Consider the following 21,711-nt stretch of genomic DNA (forward strand, 5'->3'; position numbering starts at 1 on the left):
TGGATTCTTTTGAATACGGCCATTCACATTCTGCTAGAGCATAGTTGCAAATAAACCATTTTTCATTCTACTACAATCTTCGCAAAATGTGGTGAAATAACATTTTGGCAAACAGACCATAGGTGCCCCACGAGACATACTATTATATTTCAGTTGAATGTATTCATACGGAGTATTCCAGGAGACCTCTGTGACGAGGTGGAGTCATAACTGAGACATGACTAATAATATTTTCTTGCAATCTTAGTTAGTTTACTAGACAAACTAAGTTGAACGTGATACGATCTAGATGTAAAGGCAATCATACCTTTCGCAGATAGGATGTAAATGCTTTCAAAAAACTCTAGTTTAGGGAGGATTTTAGCGTGAGTTATTTTAAGAACATTAGCAAAATTCAGTATGAAGGCGCAGGTTCCGACAACCCGTTGGCATTCAAACACTATAATGAAAATGAAGTTGTGCTCGGCAAATCCATGAAAGAACATCTTCGTTTTGCAGTAGCTTATTGGCATACATTGACGATGAACGGCAGCGATCCATTTGGTCAGGCGAACATGATTCGTCCTTGGGAGACTGTATCCGGTCTTGATCTGGCGAAAGCCCGCGTCGAAGTAAACTTCGAATTCATCGAGAAATTAGGCGCTCCTTACTTCTGCTTCCATGATGTTGACGTGGCTCCTGAAGGTGCAACACTGAAAGAGTCTAACGAGAATCTTGACGTAATTGTCGCTAAACTTAAAGAAGGCATGAATTCCACAGGCGTTAAATTACTCTGGAACACAGCTAATATGTTCTCCAATCCGCGTTATGTTCATGGTGCTGCTACTACTAACAATGCAGACGTATTCGCTTATGCAGCAGCGCAAGTGAAGAAAGGTCTGGAGACTGCGCTTGAGCTGGGCGCTGAGAACTATGTATTCTGGGGCGGCCGCGAAGGCTATGAGTCCTTGCTCAACACGGATATGGGCTTTGAACTGGATAACCTGGCAAGATTCTTCCAGATGGCTGTTGATTATGCGAAGGAAATCGGATATACCGGTCAATTCCTGATCGAGCCTAAGCCAAAAGAGCCAACCAAGCATCAATATGACTTCGATGCGGCAACAACGATTTCTTTCTTGCAAAAATACGGCTTGGATAAACACTTCAAACTGAACCTTGAAGCGAACCACGCTACATTGGCTGGTCATACATTCGAGCATGAGCTGCGCGTAGCTCGCATCAACAATATGCTCGGTTCGATCGATGCGAACCAAGGCGACATGCTGCTTGGCTGGGATACTGACGAGTTCCCTACAGATTTGTATGCTGTAACGCTCGCTATGTATGAAATCTTGGAAAATGGCGGTATTGGCTCCGGCGGCGTGAACTTCGACGCGAAGGTAAGACGTACTTCCTTCGAGCCTGAAGATTTGTTCTATGCGCACATCGCTGGTATGGATACCTTTGCTAAAGGCTTGAAAGTTGCTGGCAAAATGATCGACGACAAATTCTTCGAGAACCTGCTGGCCGATCGTTATGCAAGCTTCAAGACAGGCATCGGTGCCGATATCGTATCCGGCAAAGCAAACTTCAAGACATTGGAAGCTTATGCTCTTGAACATAGCCACATTGTGAACAAATCGAACCATTTGGAGCTGTTGAAGGCTCGTCTGAACGAATATATTTTCGGAACCAAATAATAGCCGCCGACATCTGACAAGTATGTTCAGTCTGGTGATATAGATGATGTAATAGCAACACAAGAAGGGGCGCTGGGTCGCCCCTTTTTGTTAATAGTTCGCTTTTGATAAGAAAACCAATCGAGGCCCATTCAAGGATGAGCGACCGCGATACAATGGTAGGTTTGTCTTGCGATATAGAATTTCATCAGCGTAGCTGATAACGAATAAATTCTATATCTAAGACGAAGTGAATCAAGAAGTACCTCGGCATCGAATCTTGAATTCAGCCAGGTCTAAGGGGATTCTTACGAAAGTCATGTTTTCTGCGGAAACATCTCAGGGTGCTCACGTACCCACTACAAGCAAATGCTTGCGAGGACGTCTACTTATGAAAACGTACGCTCCTTTAGGCCCTAGCTTCATTCAACTGAAGCATTTTGAAAAAGCGCACATCGGAAGCATAAGCTTCGGTGCTGAAAACCGAACTTTTTAATAGTTAGACCCTAGATGATTGAAGGGAGAAATACGAGATGAAGTATGTAATCGGTGTCGATCTTGGCACGAGCTCCGTCAAGACTTTGCTGGTGAATCAGGACGGAGAAATCAAAGGCGAAGCAACCGCCTCTTATCCGCTTATTCACGAACGTCCCGGCTACAGCGAGCAGAATCCGGAAGAATGGGTAAACGGAACGATCGCTAGTCTGCAGCAATTGCTGCGGGAATCCGGCATATCACCAGAGGATATTGAAGGAGTATCCTTCTCTGGGCAAATGCACGGCCTTGTACTGCTCGATGAACAGAACAACGTGCTGCGCAATGCGATTCTATGGAATGATACGCGCACGACGAAGGAATGTCGCGAGATTGAGCAGAAGCTCGGCGATGGACTGTTGAGGATTACACGCAATGCAGCATTGGAAGGCTTCACGCTTCCGAAGGTTCTGTGGGTGCAGAAGCATGAGCCAGAGCTGTTCGCAAGAGCGGCCCGCTTTGTGCTGCCGAAGGATTATTTACGCTACCGTATGACGGGACATGTACAGATGGAAATTTCCGATGCAGCGGGAACACTGATGCTTAACGTTCCAGAAGGCAAATGGAGCGAAGAGATTGTTCAGGCATTCAGTTTGCCGGAGAGATTCTGTCCGCCGATCGTTGGCAGCTCGGAGGATACAGGCACGATTCTGCCTGAGTTCGCCAAGCTGAGCGGATTGTCTGAGAAGACGCGTGTATTTGGCGGCGGAGCCGATAACGCTTGCGGTGCCGTTGGCGCGGGGATCGTTCGCGAGGGCGATGCGATGTGCAGTATTGGTACCTCTGGTGTTGTACTGACTTATGAAGAAGACAAGAACAAGGATTTTGCAGGTAAAGTGCATTTCTTCAATCACGCGCATCCGGGCGCTTTCTATGCTATGGGCGTCACGCTGGCCGCAGGTTACTCCTTAAGCTGGTTCAAGGATTCACTCGCACCGGAGCTTAGCTTCGACGAGATGCTGAAGCCGGTTGCTGATCTGCCGCCGGGTGCGGACGGCTTGTTGTTCACGCCTTATCTGGTTGGTGAACGCACGCCGCATGCCGACAGCGCGATCCGGGCCAGCTTCATCGGTCTGTCCGGTACGCATCGCCGCGAGCATATGGCCCGCGCTGTGATGGAAGGCATCACATTCTCGCTGGCCGAATCGCTTGAGCTCTTCCGTCAGGCGGGAATCAACACCAGACGGATCATCTCCATCGGCGGTGGGGCGAAGAATCCGGTATGGCTGCAGATGCAGGCGGATATCTTCAATACACCAGTCGTCTCGCTCAAGAACGAGCAAGGTCCTGCCATGGGCGCTGCGATGATGGCTGCTGTAGGCAGCGGCTGGTTCGACAGCCTCAAAGAATGTGCCGACAAGTTCATCGGATACGGTAAGACGTTTGAACCGATACCTGCAAATGTGGACACTTATGCTCGCCTCTTCAAGCTGTACCAGCAAGTTTACTCGGCGACCCGCGAACTGAATCAAGGCTTACAGGAGTTCCGCGGTTAATCGTACATTAATCTTATATACTAGTGCAGCGCCCGAACTTCAGTAGACCCTGAAGACGGGCGCTTGTTCTATGTATAGGATAACGGTTATGATAATTCTACCGGCTTTTATCCGGATCGTGGCATACAGATCGAAGGAGGACATTGATGATCTATGAAGATTTACCGCAAATATTTCAAAGATAAATTGTTTCTGAAGATCATTTTTCTCTTTTCGATGATTACGATCGTAACCATTATCATCTTCTCTTATTTGATGTTCCGGTCTATGTCTGACGCCGCGGTAGAGCGGCAGCTGGGTATCCAGCGCAGCGCAGTACAGAATATCAACAAATATATCAATAATAAATATGAATCTGTGCAGAACATGATGCGCGATACCTATAGGGATGCTGATTTGGCTTCCAACACCTCTTATTTCCTGGAGCATCCATACAAAGATTACATCGAATTCAGACTGAATCGCAATGATAGTGGCTTAACCAGTGATACCGTACAGATATTCAGAAATCGGTTCGAGGATGATCCAGACATTGCGGCCCTAATGCTGTACAGCGCTTCGTTACAGCAGTTGTATGTATATAATAATGCGAATTTTAAAATTATCAGCACCAATGCAGCGAGATCTCTCGTTCCCGATGCGATGTATGCTGGAGAGAACTCGAAGGTTTCTACACCTAATGTATGGGTGAGAAAGACGATTGAGATGCCAGAGTCGCCGATGTTCTCCGTGCGCATACCGATCAACAATAACATAACGCTGCGCAATATCGGCCAGTTAGAGGTATATTTCAACTCAGAGAAAATATGGAACAGTATTGAAAATTACAGGGAGGAAATCAAGGGGCGGATCGTTGTATTATCCGGTAACGGTGACGTTATTTTCGATACGGATGGTAGCTTCTATGGGGACAGATATCCCTATGTGGAGCAGATCAACACGGTCTACGACAATGATGTGACGGAGGAAGGGGACTCGATTATCAAGCTGACGGACACTCAGGGAGGTTATACCGTACTAAGTCTGATCCCTAAAAATGAGCTCGCCGCTACCTATCGTGGAGTTCGTAATACAATTGTTCTGGTCAGCTCGATCTGTATCCTATTCGCGATCCTGATATCCTCGCTGTTCATTATGAATTTCGCCAGACGGACCCACAGCATTATTCAATTTACACGCAAGGTGAAGAACGGAGATTTGGATGCGAGAATTGCGGAGACGAAGGACGATGAGATCGGGCAGATTGCCAAGAGCTTCAATGAGATGCTGGTTGATCTGAACTTGTATATCGACCGGGTCTATAAAGCGGAGATTAAGCAGAAGCATACGGAGATTGCTGCGCTCGAAGCGAGGGTAAATCCCCATTTTCTATACAATACGCTCGAAGTTATTCGCATGCGTGCTGTATCCCAAGGGGCGGCGGATGTAGGGGAGATGATATACAGCCTGTCCATGCTGTTCAAGAACTATGTCCAGCAGAAGCCGCGCTACACCCTGAAGGATGAACTTGAAGCCTGCCGGATGTATCTGGAGCTGTTCCGAATCCGCTACAAAGATAAATTCTCATATGAGATTATTTGCGATAAACAGTTGATGGGCAGGACTTTGTTGAAAATGTCTTTACAGCCGATTATCGAGAACTATATCCTACACGGGATGCGGACAGATGGAACCGATAATGAGATTACGATTAAGATCACGAAAATAGAAGAAGATCTATGTGTTGAGATCAAAGATAATGGGCAGGGTATCCCTCCGGATCGCTTGGGACAAATTAAAGATGCACTCGCGAATCCAGATGAATATTCAGGCTCCTTTGGGCTGCGAAGCATACATGAACGGCTAAAATTGTTGTACGGAGCCCCGTACGGTGTAGATATCAAGAGTGATCTGGGGAGAGGAACGGTGGTTACCGTATTATTCCCCGATCTGGGGGAGGATTGAATAGACGATGTTCAAGGTGTTCATAGTCGATGATGAACCATTTATTATTGAAGGTCTATACGATATTGTGGATTGGGCGGAGCTCGATATGGAGATCGTCGGACAAGCCGGGAATGGACTTGAGGCGCTAGAAGCACTGAAGCATATCCCTGCCGATATACTCGTCACCGACATTTCTATGCCCAAGATGAATGGGCTTGATCTAATCCGTCAGGCTCGTGAATTGCATCCAGAGCTTAAAGTGATTGTCCTGAGCGGTTTTAACGAGTTTGATTATTTAAAGGAAGGCATGATGCTCGGCATCGAGAATTATTTGCTGAAGCCGATCAACCTTGAGGAGTTCAAAGCTACACTGAACACAGTCGCTGAGAAATTGAACGCCTCCAAGAGTCCATTAGTCGATCTAAGTGAGCAGAGTATCTTGATCCTGAAGGATAATATTATGTACCGCTGGATAAGGAATCAGATTAAGCCTCAGGAGTTCCAGGAACGCGCTGACCTGTTAGGAATTCATTTGGACAAGCGTTACGTCTTGGTATCGCTGCTGCGGTCCAAGGAATCGAGCCAATCGTTGTTTGAGGCCGTGCTTCATCAATTGTGGGGTAAGGAGGGAGTAATCCCGTTTCGTGATGTAGAGGGGAATATTGTACTAGTGTACAACTTCGATGAACTGGAGCAAGGTCTGGAGGAGATGGAACTTACGAATCATCAGCTGATGAGCGTTCTGTTGTCTTACCGCCCACTTAGGATGTCGATTGGCAGTACCCAGGAGATGGAGGGAGAGCCCTCCCTGAGCTATACTCACGCCAAGAAAGCGCAAGAATACTTCATGATCTATCCGGAGGAGGATATTCTTCACTATAACCAGTTGAAGGATCATCAGGATAATGCCGAACGCAGCATTCCGATGAATTGGAACGATTACTCCAAGTTGATTATGGCGAAGGATAAGGCCGGGCTGATCGCCCATATAGATGAAGATTTCGGAGCGCTGAGGCAAATACAAGGTATATCGCCCAGACTTCTTCAGGAATTGGCCATGGAATGGATTATCCGCTTCAAGATGCAGCTTGAGGAGATCAGGCATGAGGAGGAATCCGATCTTTACAAGAATCAGTTCGCGAGAGTCCGCACGACATCCTCCATTGAAGAACTGGTCCAAATCATGCATGAGGTTGCAGAGATTACGGTCGAATCATTAACCAATGATATGAAGAGTCCGGTCGTTCAGCAGGTGCTCCATTATATCGATCAGTCCTACAACGAGGACATTTCGCTGAAGACACTTGGCGCCCTGTACAATATCCATCCGGTCTATCTTGGTCAGCTGTTCCATAAGGAAGTGAATCAGTCCTTCACCGACTACATCAATTGGTACCGGATTGAGAAGGCCAAGGAATTGCTGAAGCATAGTCCGATGAAAGTACAAGAAATTGCACGATGCGTTGGTTACTGGGAGACCGGATACTTTTATAAGCAATTTAAGAAATATGTCGGTATCTCGCCGACAGAATATAAAGGGCTTAGCTAGAAAATAACACTAGCAGGCCTTTTTCTTTATTTTGTACATGAAATTATTTATTTTCACTTCTATTTGAAAATGCTTTCATAATTTAAAGTTAAGATAGTCCTTGAATACAGACTAGATAAATAGTCAAGGTTAATTTAAAAGGAGGGTATTCAACAATGAGTTCTAAAAGAAAAAAATTCTCTCTAATGTTGGCCTCGCTGATGGCGCTTACACTTCTCGTTAGTGCCTGCGGAGGAAAAAATGCAAGCAATAACGCAGCCGGCGATGGTAAAGGTGAGAAACCAGTCGAATTGATCTGGTACACAATCGGTACGCCGCAAAAAGATACGGATAAAGTTATGGAGGAAGTCAGCAAATACACGAAAGAAAAAATCAATGCCACAATCAAATTGAAACAAATCGACTTCGGTGATTATACGCAAAAAATGCAGGTTATGGCTGCATCCGGCGAGCCGATGGATATTATGTTCACTTGCTCTTGGGCATTTGATTATGTTCAGAACGCACGTAAAGGCGCGTTCATGGAACTTGATGATCTGCTAAAGACTCATGGACAAGACATTGTGAAGACGCTTGATCCTGCATTCCTGGAAGGTTCTAAGGTTGATGGACATAACTATGCAATCCCTGCCAACAAGGAATTGCCAGCACAGGAAGTATGGCGTTTTAATAAAGAACTCCTAGACAAATATAACTTTGATATGAAGGATGTACGCTCCCTGGAAAGTCTTGAGCCTATGCTCCAGACAATCAAGGAAAATGAGTCGAACATCACTCCATTCGCAATGGATAAGACTTACATGCCAGTAATTCCATATGACTATGTTATCGAGAAATTACCGATGGCTGTTGCAATGGATACGAAAGACTACAAAGTAGTTAACGTTCTGGAAAGCCCTGAATTAAAAGCTGCTCTGAAAACGATGAACAAGTACTACAAAGCAGGATATATTTCTCCAGAAGCAGCTACAACAACATCTACAGACGATCTGATGAAATCCGGTAAATGGTTCTTGGACCGTGCTACTACACAACCTTTTGCTGATAACCTCTGGTCCGCAAGTTATGGATACCCTGTAGTATCCACACCAGCTGGCGATCCTTACATCTATAACTGGTCGGTAATGGGCTCCATGCAAGCGATCTCTGCTAACTCGAAATATCCTGAGAAAGCTATGGAATTCCTGAACCTTCTAAACACAGATCCAGTACTTCGTAATATGGTTGACTCCGGCATTGAAGGGGTTCATTACGAAAAAGTTGGCGACAACGTTATGAAGAACTTGGAAGCATCCAAGAATTATGACATGCCTACCTTCTCCCTTGGTAACATCATGATTACTTACTTGAACGAAGGGGACCCTGCTAACAAGTGGGAGGAATTCAAGAAATTTAACGATTCCGGTATCAAAGCTCCATTGCTCGGATTCAACTTCGATACTTCGAAGGTAACTACTGAGCTGGCTGCAGTTCAAAACGTGAAGGAAGAATACTGGTCTGCATTGATGACTGGTACGGTTGATCCTGATCAATACCTTCCAAAAGCGATTGAGAAGTTCAAAGCCGCTGGTCTTGATAAAATCATGGCTGAAGCTCAAAGACAAATCGATGAGTGGAGAGCAAGTGTTGGTAAGTAAGCTTTAATAGGGATTTTAATTCCTTGATAACAGAGAAGATCGGGCGGGTGATTTGCCTATGCCCGATCTTTTTTTCGTTCCTACGTACGGCCGTCTTTAAAAAGTTTTCTAAGGCCGACTATCTATCAACAGTCATTTTATTTCATTACATTCAGGAGGGATAAAACGTGAAAAGGGTCGGCGAGTTTTTTCAGAATATCGTCAGAAATAAAATGATGCTGCTTATGGTGCTCCCTGGGGCGCTCTGGTTCCTTTTCTTCTCATACCTACCGATGTTCGGTACGGTAATTGCATTTAAGGAATACCGCTTCGACCGGGACGGCTTCTGGGCCAGTATCGTCAATAGTAAATGGGTTGGATGGCAGAACTTTAAGTTTCTGTTCAGTACGAATGATGCGTACATCATTACGAGAAACACGTTGTTGTACAACATCGTATTTATTTTCTTAGGCTTAGTTTTATCTGTGTTGTTGGCCGTTGTTTTGTCGGAAATCACGAACAAGCGGCTCTCAAAAGTATATCAAACCGGGATGTTCCTTCCGTATTTTCTATCGTGGGTCATCGTCGGTTATTTCACATTTAGCTTCCTTAGCTCGGATCGCGGTTTGCTGAACGGAGTGTTCAATTCGTTAGGGATTCCTCCAATTCAGTGGTATTCGGAATCGAAATATTGGCCGCTAATTCTGGTATTGGTATACCTATGGAAGGCGGTAGGCTATAACAGCGTTGTGTATTTGGCATCGATTATGGGTATCGACAAATCCCTTTATGAAGCAGCAATGATTGACGGAGCCAGCAAAATGCAACAAATTCGTGCAATCACATTGCCGATGTTGAGACCGATCATTACGATTATGACTCTGCTGGCGATCGGGAAAATATTCTATGCAGACTTTGGCTTGTTCTATCAAGTACCAAGAGACTCCGGTACATTGTACGGGGTAACGAACGTTATCGACACTTATGTATATCGTGGACTGAAAACAACAGGTGAAATTGGCATGAGTACTGCGGCAGGCTTATATCAATCCGTCGTAGGTTTCATTCTCGTCATAACATCGAACTTTATCGTACGCAAATACGACAAGGATAATGCCTTGTTCTAAATATACTGCAAGGGAGTGAGCAGAGTGTCTCAAAGAAAGAAAGAACGTGATTTTCACAATCTATCGAAACCGATGAATATAACTTTTAACCTGATTGCCGGGATTTTTGCTATTCTTTGCGTATTCCCTTTTCTATTCGTGGTTATCATTTCCTTGACAGATGAAGGAACGCTGGCCAAGAACGGCTATCGGTTGATTCCGGAGAAATGGAGCCTAGCTGCTTACCGCTACATGTTCGACATGGGCGATACGCTGCTTCGTTCTTACGGAATAACGATCTTCGTTACCGTAGTTGGTACAGTCATTGCCTTATTGGTCATGGCCTTCTATGCTTATGCTATCTCTAGGAAGACCTTCCGCTACCGTAACTTCTTCGCCTTCTTTTCTTTCTTTACAATGTTGTTCAATGGCGGTCTCGTACCGACTTACATCATCGTAACGCAATTGATGGGGCTTAAGGATACGGTCTGGGCACTGATCCTGCCACTGGCTGTCAACGCCTTCTACATTATGATTCTGCGGACGTTCTATGCAACAAGTGTTCCCGATGCTATCATCGAGTCAGGAAAAATTGACGGTGCAGGCGAGTTTCGTATCTTTATCAAGCTCGTTCTTCCGTTGTCCTTGCCTGGTCTAGCGACCATCGGCTTGTTCAGTACACTTGGTTACTGGAACGATTGGTTCAACGCACTGCTGTATATCGACAATCCAAATCTAGTACCGTTGCAATCGATGCTGATGCGGATTGAGACCAGTATGCAGTTCATTATGCAAAATGCTCAGAACAGTTCGCTCAGTCTTGAAGCGATGAGATCTTTACCACAGGATACTTCACGTATGGCGATGGTCGTTATGGCGACTCTGCCGATCATCTTTGCGTATCCATTCTTCCAACGTTATTTCATCCAAGGTTTGACGGTAGGGGCTGTTAAAGAATAAGCCAACTTCTTCATGTAATGTGAGTTCAAAAAGGGTCAGTTTACAGCACAACGGACCTTTTGAACTACCTCTGAAAGGAGAGTGTGAAGGATAGTGATCTATAAGGATCGTAACTATTCCAACTCAGAACGGGCCCAACATTTGCTTAGTCTGATGACACTTGAAGAGAAGACCGGGCAACTGGTTCAACCGTTCGGCTGGCAGGTTTACGAGCAAAAGGACGGAAAAATTGAACTAACCGAAGCTTTCAAGAAGCAGATTGAAAGCGGAGGAGTCGGCTCCCTGTATGGCGTGCTTCGCGCAGACCCATGGACTGGCGTTACGCTGGAGTCTGGGTTATCGCCTGAAGAAGGGGCGGCGGCAGTCAACGAAATTCAGCGCTATGCTATCGAGCATTCCCGCTTGGGGATTCCGATCTTGATTGGCGAGGAATGCTCACATGGCCATATGGCGATAGGCGCTACCGTATTCCCGGTGCCGCTCAGTCTGGGCAGTACTTGGAATGTGGAACTTTATCGCGAGATGTGTCGAGCTGTGGCTCGCGAGACGCGGAGCCAGGGCGGGGCAGCGACTTATTCGCCCGTGCTTGATGTGGTTCGTGATCCACGCTGGGGCCGGACGGAAGAATGCTTCGGCGAAGATGCTTATCTCATAAGCGAGCTTGCGGTAGCCTCGGTGGAAGGGCTGCAAGGTCAGTCGCTGGATCAGAAGGAGAGCGTGGCTGCAACTTTGAAGCATTTTGTAGGCTATGGAAGCTCGGAGGGTGGCAGAAATGCTGGGCCAGTGCATATGGGCAGGCGGGAACTACTGGAGGTTGACATGCTTCCGTTCAAGAAAGCGGTGGAGGCAGGCGCGGCATCGATTATGCCAGCTTACAATGAGATTGACGGTATTCCTTGTACAACCAATCGCGAGCTGTTGCAGGACATTCTCCGCACGGAGTGGGGATTTGAAGGCATGGTCATTACCGACTGCGGAGCGATCAATATGCTGGCCACAGGTCATGATACCGCAGAGGATGGTATGGATGCGGCTGTTCAGGCTATTCGCGCTGGCATTGATATGGAGATGTCCGGCGAAATGTTCGGCAATCATCTGATAGAGGCCGTACGGCAAGGCAAGCTGGATGAAGCTGTCATCGATACTGCGGTTCTCCGCGTACTCGATTTGAAGTTCAAGCTAGGCTTGTTCGACGCACCATATGCTGATCCTAAACACGCAGCTAGAGTTATAGGTAGTGAAGAACATATTACACTCGCCCGGAAGCTTGCTGAAGAGGGCATTATTCTATTGAAGAATGAAGATCGGATTCTTCCACTGTCGAAGAAGTCCGGCAGGATCGCTGTAATCGGACCGAATGCCGATATCGGCTACAATCAGCTTGGGGACTATACTTCACCACAGCCGGGTGCGAAAGTAACGACCGTGCTGGGTGGAATCCGCAGCAAGCTCGCTGACGAGCCGGAGCGTGTACTATATGCTCCGGGCTGCCGGATTAAGGATGAATCGAGAGAGGGCTTTGATTATGCCCTGGAATGTGCAAGACAAGCCGACACGGTTGTGATGGTTGTCGGCGGTTCTAGCGCACGTGACTTCGGTGAAGGAACGATCGATCTGAAGACTGGAGCCTCGAAGGTGACGAATCACTCCTGGAGCGATATGGATTGCGGCGAAGGAATCGACCGTATGTCTCTTAAACTATCTGGCGTGCAGCTTGAATTGATTCAAGAGGTGTACAAGCTTGGCAAACCTGTAATCGTTGTCTACATTAATGGCCGTCCGATTGCAGAGCCATGGATTGAGGATCACGCGCATGCGATTCTTGAGGCTTGGTACCCGGGTCAAGAGGGAGGACACGCCATAGGAGATATCCTGTTCGGTGATGTGAACCCTTCAGGCCGATTGACTGTTTCTGTGCCGAAGCATGTCGGACAGCTGCCAGTTTACTATAATGGCAAGCGTTCAAGAGGTAAGCGTTATCTCGAGGAGGATTCACAGCCGCGCTATCCGTTCGGTTATGGACTGAGCTATACGGAGTTCAGCTACAGCAATCTTACTGTTGAACCCCAAACAATCCCTACAGATGGAGAGGCAACGGTTCGTGTAGATGTCACTAATGTCGGCGACCGTGAAGGTGCGGAAGTAGTACAAATGTATATTTCTGACGTGGTTAGCACCGTTTCAAGACCAGCCAAGGAGCTGAAGGGCTTCCGTAAGATCAAGCTGGCACCGGGCGAGAGCAGAACGGTCGAGTTTACAGTTGGTGCCGAGCAATTGCAATATATCGGACAAGACTATAAGCTGATAGTTGAACAGGGGCAATTCCGTATTCTAGTCGGCAAGCATGTAAATGACACGCTGAGCGCTGACTTATGGGTACGAGAGGATTAAGATTAAACGGATTAACAACTAATATCATTAATTTTATCAGACTATAGGAGCGTGACGACATGGAGCAATTCAGACTCCCGAAAATACCGATGCCTAAGCTGGAGCTCCCGGCGGCAATTAAGGATGTATTAGCCGAAGCAGAGGTGAAGCTAGCTCACCGTCCGAAGCTGTTGCAATTATTCAAAAATTGCTTCCCAAATACGCTGGAGACGACGACAAAGCTGATGGAGGACGGAACGACCTTCGTCATTACCGGTGATATTCCGGCTTCCTGGCTGCGCGATTCGGTCGAGCAGGTGATTCATTACGTACCGTTCGCGAAGCAGGACGAGGATCTGCAGCGCATCATCAGCGGTTTGATCAAACGTCATATTCAATATATTCATATTGATCCGTATGCGAATGCTTTCAATGAATCCGCAAATGATTGGCATTGGAATACAACCGATGAGACCGATATGTCTCCATGGGTATGGGAGCGCAAATTCGAGATCGATTCTCTGTGCTTTGTCGTACGCCTAGCTTATACGTATTGGAAAGAGACTGAGCAGACTGACATCTTTGACGCTGGCTTCAAAGCGGCGATGAGAAAGATCGTAGAAGTCTTCAAGACGGAACAGCATCATTTTGAGAATTCGCCTTATCGCTTTACCCGTAACAATGGAATCCCTGAAGACTCGCTGCGTAACAAAGGTCTTGGCATGCCGGTCAACTATACGGGAATGATCTGGTCCGGCTTCCGTTCGAGCGACGATGCTTGTGACTTCCATTACAACATTCCAGGCAATATGTTCGCAGTTGTAGCGCTGCGGCAGATGCAGGAATTTGCCGAGTGGGTATTCCGTGATATGGACTTCCTGGCTGAACTGAAAGAGCTGGAGTTCGAAGTAGATTACGGCATTAAGCTGTACGGAATATATCGTCATCCAGAATTCGGTCCTATCTATGCATATGAGACTGATGGCTTCGGCAACTACTGCCTGATGGATGACGCAGGTACACCAGGCCTGATCTCCATTCCGTATCTCGGATACGTAACGGCCGATGACCCGATCTATCAGAATACGAGACGCTTTGCACTGAGCAAGGAAAATCCGTTCTACTTTGAAGGGAAAGCAGCCAAAGGAATCGGCAGCCCGCATACTCCGGAGAATTATGTATGGCATATGGCGCTGTCTATGCAGGGAATCACGGCGCAGACGAAGGAAGAGAAGCTCGAGATGATCGCGATGCTGGAGAACACCGATGCGGATACCGGATTTATGCACGAAGGCTTCCATGTCGATGATCCAACGATCTTCACGCGGAAATGGTTCGCTTGGTCGAACAGCCTCTTCTCTCAGCTCGTATACCGGGCAATGAAGGAAGGCATCTTGTAAACGTGAGATAAACGCAGCAAAGGCGTGCGAAGCCACAAGCTGCAGGAAGAACCACGACGCGATGTCGTGATTCTTCAATTGCAAATCGGACACTCGTCACTTACAATTCGGAGTGCGAAAGTGATCTTGAGTATGATTTCTCATTACTTAAAACTTATCGTTAAATGAAAAGGAGAATTAAAATGAGCAGAATTATTGGCGAAAAACTGACGAACATCCCTTGGCAGGACAAGCCTGCAGGCAGCAACTCTCCAGTCTGGCGCTATTCGGCTAACCCGATTATCCAACGGAATGCGATTCCGAATTCCAACAGCGTATTTAATTCGGCCGTAGTGCCTTTTGAAGATGGGTTTGCCGGTGTATTCCGTTGTGACTCCAGATCCGTCAGCATGGACATTTTCGCCGGCTTCAGTAAGGATGGCGTGAACTGGGAGATCAATCATGAACCGATCCAATTTGAAGGAGATCCAGAAGTAACTAAGCGGGAATATCGCTACGATCCACGGGTCGTTAAAATTGGAGACCGATATTATATCAACTGGTGCAATGGCTATCATGGACCAACGATTGGAATCGGCTATACGACTGACTTCAAGACCTTCCATCAATTAGAGAATGCCTTCTTGCCTTATAATCGTAATGGCGTACTGTTCCCGCGTAAAATCGGCGATAACTATGCAATGCTCAGCCGTCCAAGCGATACAGGACATACTCCGTTCGGCGATATTTTCTACAGTGCAAGTCCCGACCTTACTTTCTGGGGCAAACACCGTTATGTGATGGGTACAATCAATGGTGATGCCTCCGCTTGGCAATCCAAGAAAATTGGCCCAGGGCCTGTTCCGATTGAGACCGATAAAGGCTGGCTCTTGATCTATCACGGCGTTATCAACACTTGTAATGGCTTTGTATATCGTATGGGTTGTGCATTGCTTGATATCAATGAGCCTTGGAAGGTGTTGGCGCGTTCCCGCAACTATATTCTTGGGCCTGAGACGTTGTATGAGTGCGTTGGCGACGTTCCGAACGTTACCTTCCCTTGTGCGGCTTTAACCGATGCGGAAACTGGCCGTATCGCTATCTACTATGGCTGTGCGGACACCGTAACTGGACTTGCTTTCACAACTGTGGATGAACTGCTCAGCTACATGGAAGAGTATCCTTTGGAATCTGAAGCTTAATATTTTATATAAAAAAGAACAGGGCTGGCTCTTCGTCATGAAACATGACGGGCCAGCCCTGTTAACTTTTAGCAGCATGTTTTCGTACATAATTATAGTGCTGTCCAACCGTCTGGCTGTCCAGGCGGTTTTTTGCTGTGATGAGAGGAAGCGTATATTGTCAGTGGAAAAATCATCAAAATCCAAAAGATATGGAGGGAATATGAAGAAGATCATTTGGAAAACCGTTTCAACGATGCTTGTGTTGGCCATGTTGTTTATACCTATCGTACAGCCGATTGCGGTCCATGCCCAGACTGCTTCCAAGGAAGCTGTGAAAGGGGCGCCTACACAGACGAATCTGGCTTTGGATAAGCCGGCCTTTGCCTCAGGAAATGAAGTGGATGCTTTGAAGCCGAAGCTAGCTGTAGATGGGAAAAGCAACACCAGATGGTCATCCTCTTACAAAGATGATCAGTGGTTTTACGTGGATCTTGGTGCAAAGATGGGCATCGATCGCGTTGTGATCCGTTGGCAAACTCCGGCAAAAAGCTACAAAATTCTTGTATCTGATGACGCCAAGCGCTGGAAGAATGTAAGGGCAGATGGCGGCGTGATCACAAGCAAGGGTGGCGTTGAGACCGTGGATTTCCCGCTGCTTCAGGCAAGATACGTGAAATTCCAGGGGGTGAAGCGGGCCCCGGTTGAAGGCAAGCTGTACGGCTACTCTTTTTATGAATTTGAAGTATACCAATTGAATGATCTGCGGACGATTGTGGACGACGTAACAGCGGCACTTACTGTAACTCCCGGACAGACGAAGCTCGATTGGTCTGCGGCACATGTCCCTGCAGATTATGAGGTTGCCTTGTATGGCAGCGACCGACTGCCTGTAATTGATTTGGAAGGCAATATTCGCGAGCCCTTAGTGGATGCTAAGGTAAATCTGATCATCCAGGTCACGGATAAGAAGAATCCAAACCGCAAGCTGCTCTCCGAGAATATCACCTTCATAGTTCCGGGGCAGCATAAACAAACTGCGGATCGTAATGCCGAACCGGATGTGATTCCATCGCTGCGGGAGTGGTATGGCAGCAAGGGCAATTATACACTGACGGAATCGTCGCGGATCGTCGTGGATGCGAAGGATCAGGATGTTCTGCAGAATGCCGCTGAATTGACGCGCCAGGACTTACAGGAAATTACCGGATTTAATCTCGAGATCGAGTATGGAAAGCCGAAGAAGGGCGATCTCTACCTGGCGATTGATCCTTCCCTGACATGGCTTGGCGATGAAGGAAATCTGTTCCGGGTCGATGAGTACGTCTCTATGACCTCGTCTACCGCTCAGGGTGTCTTTTTCGGTACAAGAACTGCCCTGCAGATTATCAAGCAGCATCCGGACCGCACCATTCCGCGCGGGGAAGCAAGGGATTATCCGAAATACGAGCAGCGAGGGCTTATGATCGATGTGGCGCGCAAGTTCTATACGATTGATTTTCTGCGGAGCTATGTGAAGCTGCTGTCGTGGTACAAAATGAACACGTTCCAGATTCATTTGAACGATAGTGTCGGAACGCCATTCAAAGACGGAACGAGGGCAGCCTTCCGGCTGGAGAGCAGCACATATCCGGGACTGTCTAGTCTAAATGGCCATTATACAAAACAGGAATTTAAAGACCTGCAGCTTATGGGGATGGAATATGGCGTAAACGTCATACCAGAGATCGACACCCCGGGGCATTCGCGTGTGTTCACTTCGTATAATCCGTCCTTGGGCAACGACAATATGCTCGATATCTCCAAACCGGAGACGATAAAGTTCGTCAAGTCCCTATTTGATGAATATCTGGATGGCAATGATCCGACATTTGTCGGGCCTGATATTAACATTGGTACAGATGAATACACCGGCGATGTGGAAGTCTTCCGCGGATACATGGACACCCTCATCAAGTATATTAACAGCAAAGGCAAACACCCTCACTTGTGGGGCGGCCTTACGCAGTATAATGGGGTGACGCCGATCAGTACCGATGCTACGATGGATATTTGGCGTGAATCTTATGGTACTCCACAGCAAGCGGTGGATCTCGGCTATGATGTCATCAATACCCAAAGTACTTACATGTACATCGTTCCTACGTTGTACGGGAACTACCTGAATACCCAGTTCCTATATAATGAATGGGAACCCATCAAATGGGAGACAATGACACTTCCATTCGGCCATCCGCGCGTCAAGGGCGGCATGTTCTCCTCATGGAATGATGCTTCCGAAGTTAATGGATTATCGATGGATGATTCGCATGATCGTATGCTCCCTGGAATTCAGGTCGTTGCCGAGAAAATGTGGACCGGGACGAGGGAAGACAGGTCCTTCGAACGTTTCGAGCAGCGGAAGGAGAAGATCGGTGATGCACCTACTGCGAATCTCTCCCATACGGTAGTCGTTAACAATGAAGATAATAGTGTCATTCAATATCTGTTCGAGAAGGAATTTGAAGATACTTCAGGCAATCATTATGATGGCAAAGGCGTGAATATCGATATAACGCAGGGGAAATATGACAACGGCGTGCGGCTGAACGGGGGGAAGAGCTATATTGAGACTCCGGTTGAGGCCGTTGGCTTTGACTGGTCGGCCTCCATGTGGATCAAGCCCGATCCGGGTAATCCGGCGGATGCGGTTCTGATGGAATCGCCTGTAGGAACACTGAAGCTGAAGCAGGGTAGTACAGGCAAGCTTGGCTTTACGAAGGAGCATTATGACAGCACGTTTAATTACTCCGTTCCGGAGGGTAAGTGGACGCATCTGACGTTCAAGGGCGACAATAAAGGTGTGACCTTGTTCGTTAACGTAGATGAGTATGTGGAACGGATGGAGGAGACCTACCCTAAAATGAACACGCTTGTCTTGCCGACGCTCCGAATCGGCAGCACAACGAATGCGTTTAAGGGCGTACTGGATAATGTCATGATCTACAACAAGGCGATCGATTTGCTGAACAGCGATAATCTGGCTTTGCATCAAAAAGCGGAATCCTCCGCCACTGAATTTCCATACTACTCGGCGGATATGGCTGTTGACGGGGATGTCTCCCCAACCTCCAGATGGTCCAGCGCATACGTAGATGATGCCTGGTTTATGGTGGACTTGGGCGATATCAAGGATATCAGCAAGGTGATTATTCGCTGGCAGGCAGCTTATGCCGAGAAATTCAAGCTGCTGGTGTCGACGGATAAGAAGAGCTGGACCAGCGTATCTGGTGACAAGGATGGAGTGATTCATTCCAAAGGCAATCTCGATACGATTACCTTTGACCCGACGCAGGCGCGTTATGTGAAATTCCAAGGTGTGAAGCGGGCAACGGTGTTCGGCAACTCCTTCTTCGAATTCGAGGTCTATGGAGCGGACCATATTCAGGAGTATAAGCAGCTTATCGCTCAAATGGAGGAGCTTCTGCAGCAAGTTGATAACAATAGTAAGCTGCACGAGATGCTGCTTCAGGTATTGAATCGTTATCCTTACGACGTTAATCGCGAATTGCGGCCGATGCAAGATCTGATTAACATGGCTGGAGCCAAATGAAAGAAGGGGCAGCCCTGGAATTTGAACCGTCGCCAAAGAGAAAACTTTGGAAATACGGCGGTTCAACGACGGGGGCAGCCCCTTTCTCTATTGAGCTACAGTTCGTTCCAGATCCGCTTCACGTTATCGAAGGCGATCTTCGTTCCGCGTCTGCAGTCTTCCATGCCTTCATATTCGATCGACAAGTATCCGTCGTAGCCGGAACTCTTGACGATACCGAGCAGAGCTGGCACGTCGAGGTCTCCTTGACCGGCGATGGCTCCGCGCAGGTAACGGCCTGCTGCACTCGGGAACCAGCCTTCTCCCGGGTTGTAGTCGGCAGGACGGATATAGAAGTCCTTCACATGCACCATGGAGGCGATGCTGATATTATTTTTGACCGCGCGGATCGGGTCTTCATCCACACAGACGAAGTTACCGATATCGAGCGTCGTCTTGTAGTTATCCCGGCCCACGGTATGAACCAGCGTTTGAACCCGGTCGCTGGCTTGAACGTAGTAGCCATGATTCTCTACACTTGTTGTAATGCCGAAGCCCTTGGCATAATCGGCGATTTTACGGCAGGCGTCCGCAATCCGCTTCAGATCGGAATTGAAGTTCACGATCGAGGTGTCGGGGCGGGAAGCGACGTCATGGCGCATTAGCTTGACGCCAAGTCGGTGAGCGACATCTACTTCCTTCAATACTCGCTCGATCTCAGCCTCGTAGGCTTCCTCTGTATCTGTAATAAAGTTGGCACCGATAGCGTAGTTGGAAATCTCGATTCCGGCCTTTGCGGCGCGCTCTACGATTTGATCTATCAGTTCAGGATTGTCTATCAGGCTGAACCCTAGAGGAACGATCTCGATATGCTCGGCTCCGATCTCCTTCACCCAATCAATGGCACCTAGTATATCCATAGACCCTGCTTCTATGGCCTGATATAAACTATAAGAGCTAATTCCCAGTTTCATGACAAGTCACTCCTTCTCTATAGAGGTAGTTCAAAAAGTCCGCTTTTGATAAGAAAACCGATCGAAGTCATTCGAGGATGAGCGACCACGATCCAGATGTAGGTTTTCTTGCGATATAGAATTCCATCAGCGTAGCAAGATAACGTATAAATTCTATATCTAACACGAAGTAAATCAGGAAGTTAATCGACATCGAATCTTGAATTCACCCGGGCCTAAGCAGATGCTTACGAAGTTATGTTTCCTCCAGAAACATCTTAGGTGCTCACGTACAAACTACAAGCAAATGCTTACGAGGTCGTTTTCTACGAAAACGTGTAGCTCCGCTCCTCAGGCCCTAGCTTCATCCAACCTTCTCGGTGCTGAAAACCGAACTTTTTGAACACTCATTATAATCTAGTTGCGGTAAGCTTTAATGAATTTAACGGCCTTCTCGATGTCAGCAGCAGGGTTATCTCCGACTTCTCTCTCGATGGTCAGGTAGCCTTTATAGCCGATCTCCTGCAGAGCTGCGAAGTAGGCAGGGAAATCCACTTTGCCTTCCCCGAGCGGAACTTCTTCGAAGGCTGCTCCGGAGCTGGCCATTTCGGCAATCTTCTGATGATCCATTGCATCATAGCCAAGATAGCCATAGACGTCCTTAGGATCAACAAGGCAGAGACGATGTCCGTCTTTGACATGCGTATGCACGATGTAATCCTTGAGCGTCCTGACGCCCTCTACCGGGTCATCGCCTGTGACCATGACCATATTGGCAGGGTCAAAGTTGACGGAGACGCCGCGGGTACTAAGCGTGTCCAGGAAGCTCTTCAGATGGGCTGCCCGTTCTGGTCCGGTCTCTATAGCGAAGTATGCGTTCATGCTGTTCGCATAGACGCCTAGCTCTTCACAGGCTTCCTGCATAGCTGTGTAAATTTGTCCATTGCGATCTTCTGGGACAATCCCGATATGGGTAGTCACCACGTTGGTACCGAGATCCATTGCCAGGTCGAGAATTCTTTTGGATTTCTCGATTTTTGCCGGGTTGGCGGCTGCATCTTGGAAGCCATGTCCGGCCAGATCGCCGCAGAGCGCCGAGATCTCTAGCCCCAGGTCCGCGATGTATTGGCGCAGTTCCTTGCGCTGGGCTGGACTAAGCTGATCCGGGTCCATTTCACCCGACACAGCGTAGATCTGTACCCCCTCTGCGCCAACCTCCTTCGCTTTCTTCAAGCCTTCACGAACGCCGATTCCGAAGCTGTCAACAATGACACCGATTTTGTTCGTCAAATTCACCTTTATTCACACTCCCTGATATTTTTAAGCTGCCAAATGTATCAGAACGTCCAGCTGGACCTTATATTCTCTTGTGTTAACCACAGCAGGACTAGTTCTGACGCTAAGCAGAA

At 47.5% G+C, this 21,711-nt stretch carries 13 protein-coding genes; 11 read left to right on the forward strand and 2 right to left on the reverse strand.

What is annotated here, in order from left to right:
• Nucleotides 1-365 precede the first annotated feature (365 nt).
• The 11 genes from xylA (at nt 366) to ABD014_RS20600 (ending at nt 19,370) form a co-directional block, all read left to right on the forward strand.
• Entirely contained in the window at nt 366-1,682 is a 1,317-nt protein-coding gene (xylA, locus tag ABD014_RS20550) for a xylose isomerase (RefSeq protein WP_343864345.1), read from the forward strand.
• A gap of 512 nt (nt 1,683-2,194) precedes the next feature.
• The gene (gene xylB / locus ABD014_RS20555; RefSeq protein WP_343864347.1) at nt 2,195-3,691 is read left to right on the forward strand and encodes a xylulokinase; all 1,497 of its coding nucleotides are present in this window, start codon (nt 2,195-2,197) and stop codon (nt 3,689-3,691) included.
• A gap of 153 nt (nt 3,692-3,844) precedes the next feature.
• A complete protein-coding gene (locus ABD014_RS20560) occupies nt 3,845-5,635 on the forward strand; it encodes a sensor histidine kinase (RefSeq protein WP_343864349.1) in 1,791 nt (596 codons plus the stop codon).
• Between the two features lie 7 nt (nt 5,636-5,642).
• Entirely contained in the window at nt 5,643-7,166 is a 1,524-nt protein-coding gene (locus tag ABD014_RS20565; protein WP_343864351.1) for a response regulator, read from the forward strand.
• 155 nt (nt 7,167-7,321) lie between these two features.
• Nucleotides 7,322-8,803, forward strand: a complete 1,482-nt coding sequence (locus tag ABD014_RS20570; RefSeq protein ID WP_343864353.1) for an ABC transporter substrate-binding protein — start codon at nt 7,322-7,324, stop codon at nt 8,801-8,803.
• Nucleotides 8,804-9,015: 212 nt separating this feature from the next.
• The gene (locus ABD014_RS20575) at nt 9,016-9,909 is read left to right on the forward strand and encodes an ABC transporter permease (protein WP_379338682.1); all 894 of its coding nucleotides are present in this window, start codon (nt 9,016-9,018) and stop codon (nt 9,907-9,909) included.
• 72 nt (nt 9,910-9,981) lie between these two features.
• Nucleotides 9,982-10,848, forward strand: coding sequence for a carbohydrate ABC transporter permease (locus tag ABD014_RS20580; RefSeq protein WP_343864543.1), 867 nt, complete (start codon nt 9,982-9,984; stop codon nt 10,846-10,848).
• A gap of 90 nt (nt 10,849-10,938) precedes the next feature.
• Nucleotides 10,939-13,239 carry a glycoside hydrolase family 3 N-terminal domain-containing protein gene (locus tag ABD014_RS20585; protein WP_343864545.1) on the forward strand — a complete coding sequence of 767 codons (2,301 nt, stop codon included), beginning with the start codon at nt 10,939-10,941 and terminating at the stop codon, nt 13,237-13,239.
• Between the two features lie 59 nt (nt 13,240-13,298).
• The gene (locus ABD014_RS20590; RefSeq protein ID WP_120464493.1) at nt 13,299-14,618 is read left to right on the forward strand and encodes a glycoside hydrolase family 125 protein; all 1,320 of its coding nucleotides are present in this window, start codon (nt 13,299-13,301) and stop codon (nt 14,616-14,618) included.
• A gap of 182 nt (nt 14,619-14,800) precedes the next feature.
• The gene (locus tag ABD014_RS20595) at nt 14,801-15,799 is read left to right on the forward strand and encodes a glycoside hydrolase family 130 protein (protein ID WP_343864360.1); all 999 of its coding nucleotides are present in this window, start codon (nt 14,801-14,803) and stop codon (nt 15,797-15,799) included.
• A 202-nt stretch (nt 15,800-16,001) separates the two neighbouring features.
• Entirely contained in the window at nt 16,002-19,370 is a 3,369-nt protein-coding gene (locus tag ABD014_RS20600; protein ID WP_343864362.1) for a discoidin domain-containing protein, read from the forward strand.
• Nucleotides 19,371-19,465: 95 nt separating this feature from the next.
• On the opposite strand, the gene ABD014_RS20605 is transcribed toward ABD014_RS20600, so the two are convergent.
• Nucleotides 19,466-20,323 carry a sugar phosphate isomerase/epimerase family protein gene (locus tag ABD014_RS20605; RefSeq protein WP_343864364.1) on the reverse strand — a complete coding sequence of 286 codons (858 nt, stop codon included), beginning with the start codon at nt 20,321-20,323 and terminating at the stop codon, nt 19,466-19,468.
• A 396-nt stretch (nt 20,324-20,719) separates the two neighbouring features.
• Nucleotides 20,720-21,598, reverse strand: a complete 879-nt coding sequence (locus tag ABD014_RS20610; RefSeq protein WP_343864366.1) for a sugar phosphate isomerase/epimerase family protein — start codon at nt 21,596-21,598, stop codon at nt 20,720-20,722.
• Between the last annotated feature and the right edge of the window lie 113 nt (nt 21,599-21,711).

It is taken from the genome of Paenibacillus motobuensis, from assembly GCF_039521865.1.
Lineage (GTDB): Bacteria > Bacillota > Bacilli > Paenibacillales > Paenibacillaceae > Fontibacillus > Fontibacillus motobuensis.